The organism is Cellulomonas sp. JZ18, from assembly GCF_009720485.1.
Taxonomy (GTDB): Bacteria; Actinomycetota; Actinomycetes; order Actinomycetales; family Cellulomonadaceae; genus Cellulomonas.
Genome location: NZ_CP045245.1, coordinates 2,425,401 through 2,438,425, shown reverse-complemented (window position 1 = coordinate 2,438,425; position 13,025 = coordinate 2,425,401). Strand labels below are relative to the sequence as shown.

The window sequence follows — 13,025 nt, the reverse complement described above, 5'->3', positions numbered from 1 at the left end:
CCGTGAACGTCGGTCGCGACCGGGCGGTGCGCGTCCGGCGGATGGGATGATGGACGCGTGAGCACCCCGATCAGCCTCGGCATGCCGCAGGCACCGGCGCCGGTCCTGGCCCCGCGCCGCCCCTCCCGCAAGATCCGCGTCGGCAAGGTCGAGGTCGGCGGCGACGCTCCGATCTCGGTCCAGTCGATGACGACCACGCCGACGACCGACATCAACGCGACCCTCCAGCAGATCGCCGAGCTGACGGCCGCCGGCTGCGACATCGTGCGCGTCGCGGTGCCGAGCCAGGACGACGCCGACGCGCTGCCGGCGATCGCGCGCAAGTCGCAGATCCCCGTCATCGCCGACATCCACTTCCAGCCGAAGTACGTGTTCGCCGCGATCGACGCCGGCTGCGCCGCCGTCCGCGTGAACCCCGGCAACATCCGCAAGTTCGACGACCAGGTCAAGGAGATCGCGAAGGCGGCCGCCGACGCGGGCACCTCGATCCGCATCGGCGTGAACGCGGGCTCGCTCGACCCGCGTCTGCTCGCGAAGTACGGCAAGGCGACGCCCGAGGCGCTCGTCGAGTCGGCGGTGTGGGAGGCCTCGCTGTTCGAGGAGCACGGCTTCCACGACTTCAAGATCTCGGTCAAGCACAACGACCCGGTCGTGATGGTCCGCGCGTACGAGCTGCTGGCCGAGCGCGGCGACTGGCCCCTGCACCTCGGCGTCACCGAGGCCGGGCCCGCGTTCCAGGGGACCATCAAGTCCGCCACGGCGTTCGGCGCCCTGCTGAGCAAGGGCATCGGCGACACCATCCGCGTCTCGCTGTCGGCGCCTCCGGTCGAGGAGGTGAAGGTCGGCATCCAGATCCTCCAGGCGCTCAACCTGCGGCCGCGCAAGCTCGAGATCGTCTCGTGCCCCTCGTGCGGTCGGGCGCAGGTCGACGTCTACACGCTCGCGGAGAAGGTCACCGCCGGGCTCGAGGGCATGGAGGTGCCGCTGCGCGTCGCCGTCATGGGCTGCGTCGTCAACGGTCCCGGCGAGGCGCGCGAGGCCGACCTCGGTGTGGCCTCGGGCAACGGCAAGGGGCAGATCTTCGTCAAGGGCGAGGTCGTCAAGACCGTGCCGGAGTCGATGATCGTCGAGACGCTCATCGAGGAGGCCATGCGCATCGCCGACTCCATGGACCCCGTCGAGGGCGGCGGCGCACCCGTGGTGTCCGTCGGTTGACGCCCTCCGCGGCGCTCCCGCGGCAGCGGTCGCGGGCGTGACGGGATCCGGTGCGGGCGCGCCCGCGCCCGGCCGGGCGCCCTGCGACCCGCTGGGGCACAATCGCCTCATGACGGCGGCGCAGGGGACGGCGCTCGGGGGGCGCACGGGAGCGGCGGTCCTGACGGACGCCGACGTCCCGGCCGCGCTGGCCGTCTGCGCGACGGACCCGGTCGGCTCCGTGCTCGCCGCGAGCCGCCTCGAGCAGGCGGCCGCGACCGGTCTGCGCCGTGCGGGCGGCGAGCTGTGGGGCTATGCCGAGGACGACGGTCTGCGCGGCATCTGCTGGGTCGGGGCGAACCTGGTGCCGGTCCTGGTCCCGCACGACGACGCGGGCGCGGCCCGCGCCCTCGACGCGTTCGCCGAGCTGGGCCGTCTGCGCGGCCGGCGCTGCTCCTCGATCGTGGGGCCGGCGGACGCCGTGCTGGGGCTGTGGTCGCGGTTGCGGGGCTCCTGGCCGGTCGAGCGGGAGGTGCGTGCGAGCCAGCCGTCGATGGTCATCGACCACGAGCCGGCGGTGGCCCCCGACCCCGCCGTGCGCCGCTCGGTGCCGGAGGAGTACGACGCGGTGCTCCCGGCGTGCGTGCGCATGTTCACCGAGGAGGTCGGCTACTCGCCGGCGAGCGGGCCGGGCGGCCCCTACGAGCAGCGCGTGCGGCTGCTCATCGAGCAGGGGCGGTCGTTCGTCCGGGTCGAGGCGGGCGGCGGCCGCTGGCGGCGGCCGCGGGTCGTCTTCAAGGCCGAGGTGCCCGCGGTGGCCGGCGGGGTCGCGCAGGTGCAGGGCGTGTGGGTCGACCCCGAGCGACGGGGCGAGCGGTTGTCCGAGCGCGGGATGGCTGCCGTCGTGCAGACAGCGCGCGCCGAGCTCGCGCCGACGGTGTCGCTGTACGTCAACGGGTACAACACGCGCGCCGTACGCGCGTACCGCGCGGTCGGCTTCCGTCAGGTGGGGGAGTACGCGACCGTGCTGTTCTGAGCCGCCGCGCGTCGGCCCCGGAGGCCCGCGGCGCTCGGCGCACGCGCGCCCGTCAGCGCAGCAGGCGCGACAGGCGCCGGTCGGCGAGCGGCTTGCCCCCCGTCTGGCACGTGGGGCAGTACTGCAGGGACGAGTCGGCGAACGACACCTCGTGCACGATGTCGCCGCACGGCACCCCGTCCCAGCCGGGGCAGGGCTCGCCCGTGCGGCCGTGGACGCGCATCCCCTGGCGCTTGGCGTCCTTGAGCTCGGCGGCCGGCTTGCCCGACGCGGCGGCGACGGCCTCGGTGAGCACCGCGCGGATCGCCGCGTGCAGCCGCTGGGTGCGGGCCTCGTCGTACGACCGCGTGGGCGCGAACGGGCTGGTCCGCGTGACGAGCAGGATCTCGTCGGAGTAGGCGTTGCCGATGCCGGCGATCGTGCCCTGGTCGCGCAGCAGTCCCTTGACCTGCTGGTTGCGGGCCGCGAGCAGCTCACCCAGCAGCTGCGGCGTGAACGCCTCCGACAGCGGCTCGACGCCGAGCGTGGCGACCTGCGGCACGTCGACCGGGTCGGCGACGACGTGGACGGCCAGCCGCTTGCGCGTGCCGGCCTCCGTCAGGTCGAACCCGGAGCCGTCGTCGAACCCCACCCGCAGCGCGACCGGCGACCTGCCGGGACGGGCCGGGCGCTCGGGCAGGGCGTCGTACCAGCGCACCCAGCCGGCGCGCGAGAGGTGCCACACGAGGTGCAGCACCCCGTCCGCCGGCGTCTCGACGGCCGTGTCGAGCCACTTGCCGTGCCGGCCGACGTCCAGGACGACCCCGCCGCGCAACGCCGTCGGCGCCGGACGGAACGTCTTCAGCGCGCTGATCGCCGCGACCTCGACGCGCGTGACGGTGCGGCCGACCGTGCGCCCGCGCAGGTACTGCGCCAGCGCCTCGACCTCGGGCAGCTCGGGCACGGGCCCATCGTGGCGCACGCCACCGACAGCGCGCACCCGCCCGGGCGCGGCGCGGAGGCGTGCGCGCGGGCCACTAGGCTCCGTCCCATGCTCCTGCGCATGTCCACGCTCTTCGTCCGCACCCTGCGCGAGGACCCCGCCGACGCCGAGGTGGCCAGCCACAAGCTCCTCGTGCGCGCGGGGTACATCCGCCGCGCCGCCCCGGCATCTACACGTGGCTGCCGCTGGGCCTGCGGGTGCTGGCCAAGGTCGAGCAGGTCGTCCGCGAGGAGATGACGGCGATCGGGGCGCAGGAGGTGCACTTCCCGGCGCTGCTGCCGAAGGAGCCGTACGAGGCGACGGGTCGCTGGACGGAGTACGGGCCGAACATCTTCCGCCTCAAGGACCGCAAGGACGGCGACTACCTCCTCGCGCCGACGCACGAGGAGATGTTCACGCTCCTGGTCAAGGACCTGTACTCCTCGTACAAGGACCTGCCGCTCGCGCTGTTCCAGATCCAGACGAAGTACCGCGACGAGGCGCGGCCGCGGGCCGGCCTGATCCGCGGGCGCGAGTTCGTCATGAAGGACGCCTACTCGTTCGACGTCGACGACGAGGGCCTGGCGGCGTCGTACGAGGCGCAGCGGGGCGCGTACCAGCGCATCTTCGACCGCCTCGGCCTGGAGTACGTGATCGTCGCGGCCACCTCCGGCGCGATGGGCGGGTCGCGCTCGGAGGAGTTCCTGACGCCGACGCCGATCGGCGAGGACACGTTCGTGCGCTCGGCGGGCGGGTACGCCGCCAACGTCGAGGCGGTCACGACGCTCCCGCCGGCGCCGCTGGACTGGTCGGACGCGCCCGCCGCGCACGTCGAGGACACGCCGGACACCCCGACGATCGAGACCCTGGTGGCGTACGCCAACGCGCACGTCCCGCGCGCGGACCGGCCCTGGACGGCCGCCGACACGCTGAAGAACGTCGTGCTGGCGCTGGTGCACCCGACGGGCGAGCGCGAGCTCGTCGTCGTCGGCCTGCCGGGCGACCGCGAGGTCGACCTCAAGCGGCTCGAGGCGGGCGTGGCGCCGGCCGAGGTCGAGCCGGCCGGCGACGCGGACTTCGCCGCGCACCCGGAGCTCGTGCGCGGGTACATCGGTCCCGGCGTGCTCGGGCCGAACGTCGCCGTCGCCGAGGGCGGCAAGCGCACGTCCGTGCGCTACCTCCTCGACCCCCGGGTCGTGCCCGGCACGCGGTGGATCACGGGTGCGAACGAGCCCGGGCGGCACGTCTTCGACCTCGTCGCCGGGCGCGACTTCACGGCCGACGGGACCGTCGAGGCCGCCGAGGTGCGCGCGGGCGACCCCGCGCCGGACGGGTCGGGTCCGCTCGAGCTCGCCCGCGGCATCGAGATCGGCCACATCTTCCAGCTCGGCCGCAAGTACGCGCAGGCCCTGGGCCTGACCGTGCTCGACCAGAACGGCAAGTCCGTCGTCGTCACCATGGGCTCCTACGGCATCGGCGTGACGCGCGTCCTGGCGGCGCTCGCCGAGGCGAACCACGACGAGCGCGGTCTCGCGTGGCCCGCGCACGTCGCGCCCGCGCACGTGCACGTGGTCGCGACGGGCAAGGACGCGGCGGTGTTCGAGGCGGCCGAGGCGCTCGCCACGACGCTCGCGGCCCGCGGCGTCGAGGTCCTGTACGACGACCGGCCGAAGGTGTCGCCGGGCGTCAAGTTCGCGGACGCGGAGCTGCTCGGCGTGCCGCTCGTCGTCGTCGTCGGTCGTGGCCTCGCGGACGGCGTCGTCGAGGTGCGTCCGCGCGCCGGCGGCTCGGGCGAGCAGGTGGCCGTCGAGGCCGCCGCCGACCACGTGGCCGAGCTGGTCGACGGGCTCCTGGCCGGCTGACGGCGGGGCGCTCGACCGACGCGCTCGACCGAGGCGCTCAGCCGACGGGCTCGCCCGCGAGCTCGGGGAGCCCCGGGAAGGCGACCGGCGCCGCGCCCCGTGCCGTCGCCGCGTCGTGCGACGCGCGCAGCCCCGCGACGAGGGACGCGCGGCCGCCGGCCGGTGCCGTCGCCACGGCGGTCGCGTACGCGTCGGTCACGGCGGACTCGACGCGGCGCGCGAGGTCCTCGAGCACGACCGGGTCGTCGAGCGCGGCGGGCAGCGCGTAGGCGGAGCGGCGCGGGTCGTCGCTCCTGCCGACGACGCCGGCCGCGGCGGCCCACCGCGCACCGGCGGCGCGGTGCCGGGCGGCGGCCGCCCGTGCGTCCTCGCGCGCGTCGCCCGAGCGGCGTGCCGCCAGCACCTCGTAGGCGTACCCCGCCTCGTCGTGGGCGAGGGCGACGGCCGCGAGGGCGTCGGCGTGCGCGCCCGTGGCCGTGGCGGGGGTCGCGTCCGGAGAGGGGGCCGGTGAGGCGCCCGCGGAGGCCCCCGACCCGCTCGGCTCGTCCCGGTCCTCGTCGACCGCGGGCAGCGGCAGGCCGGTGGCCGTGGACAGCCGTCGCGCGAGGTCGGCGCGGGACGTGGCGACCGACGCCACGAGGCGCGCGAGCGGTCCGTCCGGCACCGCGTCCGCGTCGGCCGACGCGGTGGCCGCGTCCTCGACCAGGGTCACGAGCAGCGTGCCGGCGTCCGGCGCGGGGCGTGGCGTCGGGGTCGTCGACGGCGTGGGGCGCGGCAGGCCCGAGTCGTAGACGCCGCCGGCCTCCGCGGCGTGGCGCGCCGCGTGCGCGACCACGTCCTCCAGCACCTCGCGCGCGGGCCCCTCGGGCGTCGTCGCGGCCAGGCCCTCGGCGTCGGCCGCGAGGTCGAGCGCGTCGGCCACCGTGCGGCCGCGGACCTGCTCGACCGCGTCGGGGCTCGGCTCGGCGGGCGGGGGCGTCTCGAGCCGCAGGCCGCACGCCGTCAGCGGCAGCACGAGCGCGGCCAGGGCCAGGGTGCGCCGCAGCCGGGCGCGGCGGACGGGGGCGGGGGCGGCGGGGCGGTCCATCGGCGGCGATCCTCCCACGCCGCGTGCGCCCGGCCGCGCAGGGTCGGGGGCCCCGCCGCGAGTCGTTAGGCTGGTCCCCACAACGTCACAAGGGTCGCCGCTCGTGCCGCCCGCGCCGAGAGCCGACAGGAGGCCGCGTCATGGTCGCGCCAGCAGCCGCACCCCGGGTGCGTGAGGTCGTCGAGCCCGCCGTCGCGGGGGCCGGGCTCCTGCTGGAGGGCCTGGAGGTGGCCGGTGCCGGGGCTCGGACGGTCGTCCGCGTCGTCGTCGACCTGACCGACGGGGACGAGGCCGAGCTGGACCTCGACCGCATCGGCGAGGTGACCCAGGCGGTGTCCGACGCGCTCGACGCGACGGACGTGCTGCCCGGCGCGTACACGCTCGAGGTCAGCAGCCCCGGCGTCGACCGCCCGCTCACCCAGCCGCGCCACTGGCGCCGGGCGGTGGGCCGCAAGGTCACGCTGGTGCGCGGCGACGGCACCGCGGTGACCGGCCGGCTGTCCGACGTCGGTGCGGGCGGGGAGCCGGAGGTCGTGGTGGTGCCGGTGACGGACCCGGGCAAGGGGCGCCGCCCCAAGGAGCTGCCGCCCGTCGCCGTGCCGTGGGCGGACGTGCGCTCCGGGCGGGTCGAGGTCGACCTCAGCGGCGTGGGCACCGGTGACGACGACGTGGAGACGGAGGGCTGACGTGGACATCGACATGCAGGCGCTGCGCCTGATCGAGCGGGAGCGGGAGATCAGCCTCGACGTGCTCGTGGAGGCGATCGAGCAGGCTCTGCTCTCGGCGTACCACCGCACGCCGGGGGCGCAGCAGCGCGCGCGGGTGGAGGTCGACCGCCGCACGGGGCACGTCACGGTGTGGGCGAAGGAGCCGGTCGACGCCGACGCCCCCGAGGCGGAGGCGCCCGAGTACGACGACACGCCCGCGGGCTTCGGCCGCATCGCCACGTCCACGGCCCGCCAGGTCATCGTCCAGCGCCTGCGGGACGCCGAGGACGACCAGGTCCTCGGGCAGTTCCGCGGCAAGGCGGGCGAGGTGCTGGGCGGCGTCATCCAGCAGGGACGCGACCCGCGCACCGTGCTCGTCGACGTGGGAGGGGTGGAGGCCGTGCTGCCGCAGCACGAGCAGGTGCCCGGGGAGCGGTACGTGCACGGCGAGCGCCTGCGCGCGTACGTGCTCGACGTGGCGCGTGGCCCGCGAGGGCCACAGATCACGCTGTCGCGGACGCACCCGATGCTCGTGCGCAAGCTGTTCGCGCTCGAGGTGCCCGAGATCGCCGACGGCACGGTCGAGATCACGGCGCTCGCCCGCGAGGCCGGGCACCGGACGAAGATGGCGGTCCGCGCGACCGTCGCCGGCGTGAACGCCAAGGGTGCGTGCATCGGCCCGATGGGCGGCCGCGTGCGCGCGGTCATGGCGGAGCTGCACGGCGAGAAGATCGACATCGTCGACCACGCGGACGACCCGGCGGAGATGGTGGCGCACGCGCTGTCGCCCGCGCGTGTGCTGTCCGTCACGGTCGTCGACCCCGAGGCGCGCGCCGCGCGCGTCGTCGTGCCGGACTACCAGCTGTCCCTCGCGATCGGCAAGGAGGGCCAGAACGCCCGCCTCGCCGCCAAGCTGACGGGCTGGCGCATCGACATCCGCTCGGACGCGCAGGAGCCCGCCGAGGGTCAGGACCGTCCCGCCGGCGCGACCGACGGGACGTCCGGTCACGTCCGGTGAGCCGGCGCGGTAGACTGACGGAGGCTGGGTCGGACGCCCGGCTCTCCTCGCCGAGCAGACGGCACCCCGATCCCGCGCATCCCGTGCCCGAACCGGGTCCCGTCCGCACGTGCGTGGGGTGCCGCTCGACCGGCCCGAGATCGGCCCTGCTGAGGGTGGTGCTGGGACGCGACGCCACGGGTGAGCCCGTGCTCGTCGTGGACGAGCGCCGCCGGATGCCGGGGCGGGGTGCCTGGCTGCACCCCGAGGAGCACTGTCTCGCGCTCGCCGTCCGACGGCGGGCGTTCGGGCGGGCCCTGCGCCACGCAGGTCCGCTCGACACCGAGGTGGTCGCCGGAGCCGTCGCACGGCACGCCGACGACCAGCAGCCACAGCCGCAGCACGACGGCGCCGGGGACATCCCGGTGCCGACCGTCGACAGGGAAAGCGGGTTGGAAGCCGATGGCGACCCGATGAGCACGCAGCGATGAGTGCCCAGCGATGAGTACCCAGCACTAACGACGGTCCTCCCTGTCCGGGGCGGGCCGAGACAGGAGAGATGTGGCCAAGGTCCGCGTCTACGAGCTCGCCAAGGAGCTCGGAGTCGACAGCAAGACCCTCATGAGCAAGCTCGGCGAGCTCGGTGAGTTCGTCCGCTCGGCGTCCTCGACGATCGAGCCCCCCGTCGTGCGCAAGCTGCGCGACACCTACCCCGCGGGCGGCAACGGCTCGTCCGCGTCGCGTCCGGCTGCACCGGCGCCGCGCCCCGCGGCGCCCGCCGCCCCCGCGGCCCCGGCGGCGCCCGCCGCCCGGCAGCGCCCGCGGCCCCCGCGCCGGAGGCCTCCGCACCGGCGGCGTCCACGCCCGCACCGGCACCGCGCCCGGCACCCGCCGCGCCCGCCGCTCCGGCTGCCCCGGCTCCCGCGGCGCGCACCCCGCAGGCCCCCGCACCCGCACCGCGCAACCCCCAGGGCCCGACGCCGCAGGCGCCCGCGGCCCGTCCCGCGCCGTCCGCGCGTCCGGGCGCCCCGCGCCCTGCCGGCGGCGGCGGTGGCCGTCCCGGCGCCCCGCGTCCGGGCAACAACCCGTTCGCGCCGTCGCAGGGCATGGGTCGCCAGGGTGGCGGCGACCGACCGGGCGGTCCGCGTCCGGGCGGTCCGCGCCCCGGTGGTCCCCGTCCCGGCAACAACCCGTTCGCGTCCTCGCAGGGCATGCCGCGCCCGGGCGAGCGCCGGCAGCAGGCGGCCGACGGCGCGCCCGCGGCCTCGGCCGGGGACCGTCCCGGCGGTCCGCGTCCCGCGCCGCGTCCGGGCGGTCCGCGCCCGAACCCGGGCATGATGCCCGGCCGCACCTCCAGCGGCGTCGGTCGTCCCGGCGAGCGCCCGGCCGGTGCCGGTCGCGGCGGCCCGGGTGGCGGCCGCGGCGGCGGTGGCGGCGGCTACGGCGGTCGTCCCGGCGGTGCGCCGGGCGGTGGCGGCGGCTTCGGCGGTCGTCCCGGTGGCGGCGGTCGTCCCGGTGGCGCCGGTCGCGGCTCCACGCAGGGCGCGTTCGGTCGCGCCGGTGGTCGCCCCGTCCGCGGGCGGAAGTCGAAGCGGGCGAAGCGCCAGGAGTTCGAGGCCATGCAGGCCCCGTCGCTCGGCGGCGTCAGCGTCCCGCGCGGCAACGGCTCGACGGTCATCCGGCTGCGGCACGGCTCGTCCCTGAACGACTTCGCCGACAAGATCGACGCGAACCCGGCGGCGCTCGTCACCGTGCTGTTCCACCTCGGTGAGATGGCGACGGCGACGCAGTCGCTCGACGAGGACACGTTCGGCACGCTGGCCCAGGAGCTGGGCTACGTCATCGAGATGGTGTCGGCCGAGGAGGAGGACCGCGAGCTGCTCGGGTCCTTCGACATCGACCTCGACGCCGAGCTCGAGGCGGAGTCCGACGAGGACCTCGCGCCGCGTCCGCCGGTCGTCACGGTCATGGGTCACGTCGACCACGGCAAGACGAAGCTCCTCGACGCCATCCGCTCGACGGACGTCGTCGCGGGCGAGGCCGGCGGCATCACCCAGCACATCGGTGCGTACCAGGTGCGCACCGAGCACGAGGGCCAGGAGCGGGCCATCACGTTCATCGACACCCCGGGTCACGAGGCGTTCACCGCCATGCGTGCCCGTGGTGCGCAGGTGACGGACATCGCGATCCTCGTGGTCGCGGCGGACGACGGCGTGATGCCCCAGACCATCGAGGCGCTCAACCACGCGCAGGCGGCGAACGTGCCGATCGTCGTGGCGGTCAACAAGGTGGACAAGGAGGGGGCCAACCCCGACAAGATCCGCCAGCAGCTGACCGAGTACAACCTCGTGGCCGAGGAGTACGGCGGCGACACGATGTTCGTCAACGTCTCGGCGAAGCAGCGCATGGGCATCGAGGACCTCCTCGAGGCCGTGCTGCTCACCGCCGACGCGGCGCTCGACCTGCGGGCGAACCCCGACAAGGACGCGCGCGGCGTCGCCATCGAGGCGAACCTCGACAAGGGCCGCGGCTCCGTCGCGACCGTCCTGGTCCAGTCGGGCACGCTGCACGTCGGTGACGCGATCGTCGCCGGCACGGCCCACGGCCGCGTCCGCGCGATGTTCGACGAGCACGGCGAGAACGTCACCGAGGCGGGGCCGGCGCGTCCGGTCCAGGTCCTCGGCCTGGCGTCCGTGCCGAGCGCCGGCGACACGTTCCTCGTGGCCCCGGACGAGCGCACGGCCCGTCAGATCGCCGAGAAGCGCGAGGCCGCCGAGCGTGCCGCCCTCCTGGCCAAGCGCCGCAAGCGCATCAGCCTCGAGGACTTCACGCAGGCGCTGCAGCAGGGCAAGGTCGAGACCCTCAACCTGGTCCTCAAGGGCGACGTGTCCGGTGCCGTCGAGGCGCTCGAGGACGCGCTGCTCAAGATCGACGTCGGCGACGAGGTCGACCTGCGCGTCATCCACCGCGGTGTGGGTGCCATCACGCAGAACGACGTCAACCTCGCCACGGTCGACAACGCGATCATCATCGGCTTCAACGTGAAGTTCGCGGAGCGCGTCGAGGACCTGGCCGACCGCGAGGGCGTCGACGTGCGCTTCTACTCGGTCATCTACCAGGCGATCGACGACGTCGAGGCCGCCCTCAAGGGGATGCTCAAGCCGGAGTACGAGGAGGTGCAGCTCGGCACCGCGGAGGTGCGCGAGGTGTTCCGCTCCTCGAAGTTCGGCAACATCGCCGGGTCGCTCGTCCGCTCGGGCACGATCGTCCGCAACTCCAGGGCGCGCGTCCTGCGCAACGGCAAGGTCGTGGGGGACAACCTCACGATCGAGTCGCTCAAGCGGTTCAAGGACGACGCCACCGAGGTCCGCGAGGGCTTCGAGTGCGGTATCGGGCTGGGGTCGTACAACGACCTGCAGGTCGACGACGTCATCGAGACGTGGGAGATGCGCGAGAAGCCGCGCAGCTGATGCTCGGGGTGCGGGGGCGGGCCGTCGGCTCGCCCCCGCGCTGCGCCTCCGGGAGGACGCGGCGGGCCTACCGTGGGCCTGGCGGCCCGTGCCAGGCCCACCACGGCCCGCCGCGCCCTCCCTCCGGCGCATCGCTCATGCTGTGAGGACCTGCCCGGCTTCTCGTCGGGAGGGCTAGGGAAAGGAAGTGCCATGGCTGACACGGCTCGGGCGCGGAAGATCGCGGAGCGGATCCAGCAGGTCGTCGCGCGGATGATCGACACGCGGGTCAAGGACCCCCGGCTCGGCTTCGTCACGATCACCGACGTGCGCGTGACCGGTGACCTGCAGCACGCGGACGTGTACTACACGGTGCTGGGCGACGAGGAGGCGCGGACCGGCAGCGCCGCGGCGCTGGAGAGCGCCAAGGGGCTGATCCGCTCCGAGGTCGGCAAGCAGACCGGCATCCGGCTCACGCCGACGCTCGCGTTCCACCTGGACGCGGTGCCGGAGACGGCCGCGCACCTCGAGGCGGCCCTGTCCGAGGCCGCGCGCCGTGACGCGGAGGTCGCCGCGCTCGCCGCGAAGGCGCGTCCCGCCGGGGACGCGGACCCGTACCGCCGTCCCGACGAGGACGACGACGCCGACGCATGACCGACGCGACTGCCGGCGCCCCGGACGCCCGTGCGGCGACCGGGCGCACCAGGCGCACCGGGCGCCGTGACGACCGACCACGCCGTCCCACCGCCGCGGACGGCGTCCTCGTCGTCGACAAGCCGGCCGGCTGGACGAGCCACGACGTCGTCGCGCGCGTGCGGCGCCTCGCCTCGACGCGCAAGGTCGGCCACGCGGGCACGCTGGACCCGATGGCGACCGGCGTCCTGGTGCTCGGCGTCGGCCGCGCCACGCGCCTGCTGACCTACGTCACGGGTGCCGACAAGGACTACACGGCGACCGTGCGGCTGGGCGTACGGACGTCGACGGAGGACGCGGAGGGCGAGGTCCTCACGGTCACCGACGCCTCCGCGCTCACCCCGGACGCGGTGCGGCATGCCGCGGCCGCGCTCACGGGGGACCTGCTCCAGGTGCCGAGCGCCGTGTCCGCGATCAAGGTGGACGGGCAGCGCGCCTACGCGCGCGTGCGCAACGGCGAGCAGGTCGAGCTCGCGGCGCGGCCCGTGACGGTCGCCCGGTTCGACGTCGGCGAGCCGGTGCCCGCCGCGGTCACCGGACCGGACGGGACCGAGGTACGCGTGCTCGACGTCGACGTCGCGGTCACCTGCTCCTCCGGCACGTACGTGCGCGCGCTGGCCCGTGACCTCGGGGACGCGCTCGGCGTCGGCGGGCACCTCACGGCGCTGCGCCGCACACGCGTCGGCGGCTACGGGCTCGACGTCGCGCAGACCCTCGACGCGCTCGACGCCACGCCCGACGACGTGGCGGTCGAGGTGCTGCCGATGGCGGAGGCGGCCCGTGCGGCGTTCCCCGTCCGCGCGCTCACCGAGCGCGAGGCGCGCGCGCTGTCCTACGGGCAGGGCGTGCCCGTGGGGGACGCCCCTGACGGCCCCGTCGCCGCCATCGCCCCCGACGGCACCCTGGTCGGCGTGGTGTCGCGGCGCGGCGACCTGCTGCGCGCGGAGATCGTGCTGGCGCCCGCCGGCTGACCGGGCGCACGCGGGGCGGGCCGTGGCCCCTCGCTCCTCGTCCGCCCGGCCCCCTCCTCTCGAATCGT

9 protein-coding genes and 2 pseudogenes are annotated in these 13,025 nt (G+C 75.6%); 9 read left to right on the top strand and 2 right to left on the bottom strand.

All coding sequences use genetic code 11. The features are described from left to right. Nucleotides 1-81: 81 nt before the first annotated feature. Both ispG and GC089_RS11005 read left to right on the top strand, forming a co-directional pair. Nucleotides 82-1,215, top strand: coding sequence for a flavodoxin-dependent (E)-4-hydroxy-3-methylbut-2-enyl-diphosphate synthase (gene ispG / locus GC089_RS11010; protein WP_196250909.1), 1,134 nt, complete (start codon nt 82-84; stop codon nt 1,213-1,215). Nucleotides 1,216-1,324: 109 nt separating this feature from the next. Further along, nucleotides 1,325-2,230, top strand: a complete 906-nt coding sequence (locus tag GC089_RS11005) for a DUF4081 domain-containing GNAT family N-acetyltransferase (RefSeq protein ID WP_155377714.1) — start codon at nt 1,325-1,327, stop codon at nt 2,228-2,230. A gap of 52 nt (nt 2,231-2,282) precedes the next feature. Here GC089_RS11005 and GC089_RS11000 read toward each other — a convergent pair whose 3' ends face one another. Then, nucleotides 2,283-3,173 carry an Fpg/Nei family DNA glycosylase gene (locus tag GC089_RS11000; protein ID WP_155377713.1) on the bottom strand — a complete coding sequence of 297 codons (891 nt, stop codon included), beginning with the start codon at nt 3,171-3,173 and terminating at the stop codon, nt 2,283-2,285. 87 nt (nt 3,174-3,260) lie between these two features. On the opposite strand from GC089_RS11000, the pseudogene GC089_RS10995 reads away from it, so the two are divergent. Continuing rightward, nucleotides 3,261-5,053: pseudogene (locus tag GC089_RS10995) on the top strand (proline--tRNA ligase). Nucleotides 5,054-5,090: 37 nt separating this feature from the next. Here the strand turns inward: GC089_RS10995 and GC089_RS10990 are convergent. Further along, nucleotides 5,091-6,140, bottom strand: coding sequence for a DUF4439 domain-containing protein (locus tag GC089_RS10990; RefSeq protein ID WP_155377712.1), 1,050 nt, complete (start codon nt 6,138-6,140; stop codon nt 5,091-5,093). A 140-nt stretch (nt 6,141-6,280) separates the two neighbouring features. On the opposite strand from GC089_RS10990, the gene GC089_RS10985 reads away from it, so the two are divergent. The 6 genes and pseudogenes from GC089_RS10985 to truB all read left to right on the top strand — a co-directional run bounded on the left by GC089_RS10985 (nt 6,281) and on the right by truB (nt 12,957). Further along, nucleotides 6,281-6,826, top strand: coding sequence for a ribosome maturation factor RimP (locus tag GC089_RS10985; protein ID WP_155377711.1), 546 nt, complete (start codon nt 6,281-6,283; stop codon nt 6,824-6,826). A 1-nt stretch (nt 6,827) separates the two neighbouring features. After that, nucleotides 6,828-7,865 (top strand): transcription termination factor NusA, encoded by a 1,038-nt coding sequence (nusA, locus tag GC089_RS10980; RefSeq protein WP_155377710.1) that lies wholly within the window; start codon nt 6,828-6,830, stop codon nt 7,863-7,865. Beyond that, the gene (locus GC089_RS10975; protein ID WP_155377709.1) at nt 7,862-8,335 is read left to right on the top strand and encodes a YlxR family protein; all 474 of its coding nucleotides are present in this window, start codon (nt 7,862-7,864) and stop codon (nt 8,333-8,335) included. The genes nusA and GC089_RS10975 overlap by 4 nt, the downstream gene beginning before the upstream one ends. Nucleotides 8,336-8,405: 70 nt before the next feature. Beyond that, a pseudogene (gene infB / locus GC089_RS10970) lies at nt 8,406-11,314 on the top strand (translation initiation factor IF-2). A 192-nt stretch (nt 11,315-11,506) separates the two neighbouring features. Further along, the gene (rbfA, locus tag GC089_RS10965; protein WP_136520397.1) at nt 11,507-11,947 is read left to right on the top strand and encodes a 30S ribosome-binding factor RbfA; all 441 of its coding nucleotides are present in this window, start codon (nt 11,507-11,509) and stop codon (nt 11,945-11,947) included. After that, the gene (gene truB, locus GC089_RS10960; protein WP_155377708.1) at nt 11,944-12,957 is read left to right on the top strand and encodes a tRNA pseudouridine(55) synthase TruB; all 1,014 of its coding nucleotides are present in this window, start codon (nt 11,944-11,946) and stop codon (nt 12,955-12,957) included. Before rbfA ends, truB begins: the two co-directional genes overlap by 4 nt. Nucleotides 12,958-13,025 lie beyond the last annotated feature (68 nt).

What these genes read in the sequence shown, in the direction of transcription:
- rbfA (WP_136520397.1), top strand. Translation starts at nt 11,507, where the DNA reads ATGGCTGACACGGCTCGGGCGCGGAAGATCGCGGAGCGGATCCAGCAG.
- ispG (WP_196250909.1), top strand. Translation starts at nt 82, where the DNA reads ATGCCGCAGGCACCGGCGCCGGTCCTGGCCCCGCGCCGCCCCTCCCGC.
- truB (WP_155377708.1), top strand. Translation starts at nt 11,944, where the DNA reads ATGACCGACGCGACTGCCGGCGCCCCGGACGCCCGTGCGGCGACCGGG.
- GC089_RS10990 (WP_155377712.1), bottom strand. Translation starts at nt 6,140, where the DNA reads ATGGACCGCCCCGCCGCCCCCGCCCCCGTCCGCCGCGCCCGGCTGCGG.
- GC089_RS11005 (WP_155377714.1), top strand. Translation starts at nt 1,325, where the DNA reads ATGACGGCGGCGCAGGGGACGGCGCTCGGGGGGCGCACGGGAGCGGCG.
- GC089_RS10985 (WP_155377711.1), top strand. Translation starts at nt 6,281, where the DNA reads ATGGTCGCGCCAGCAGCCGCACCCCGGGTGCGTGAGGTCGTCGAGCCC.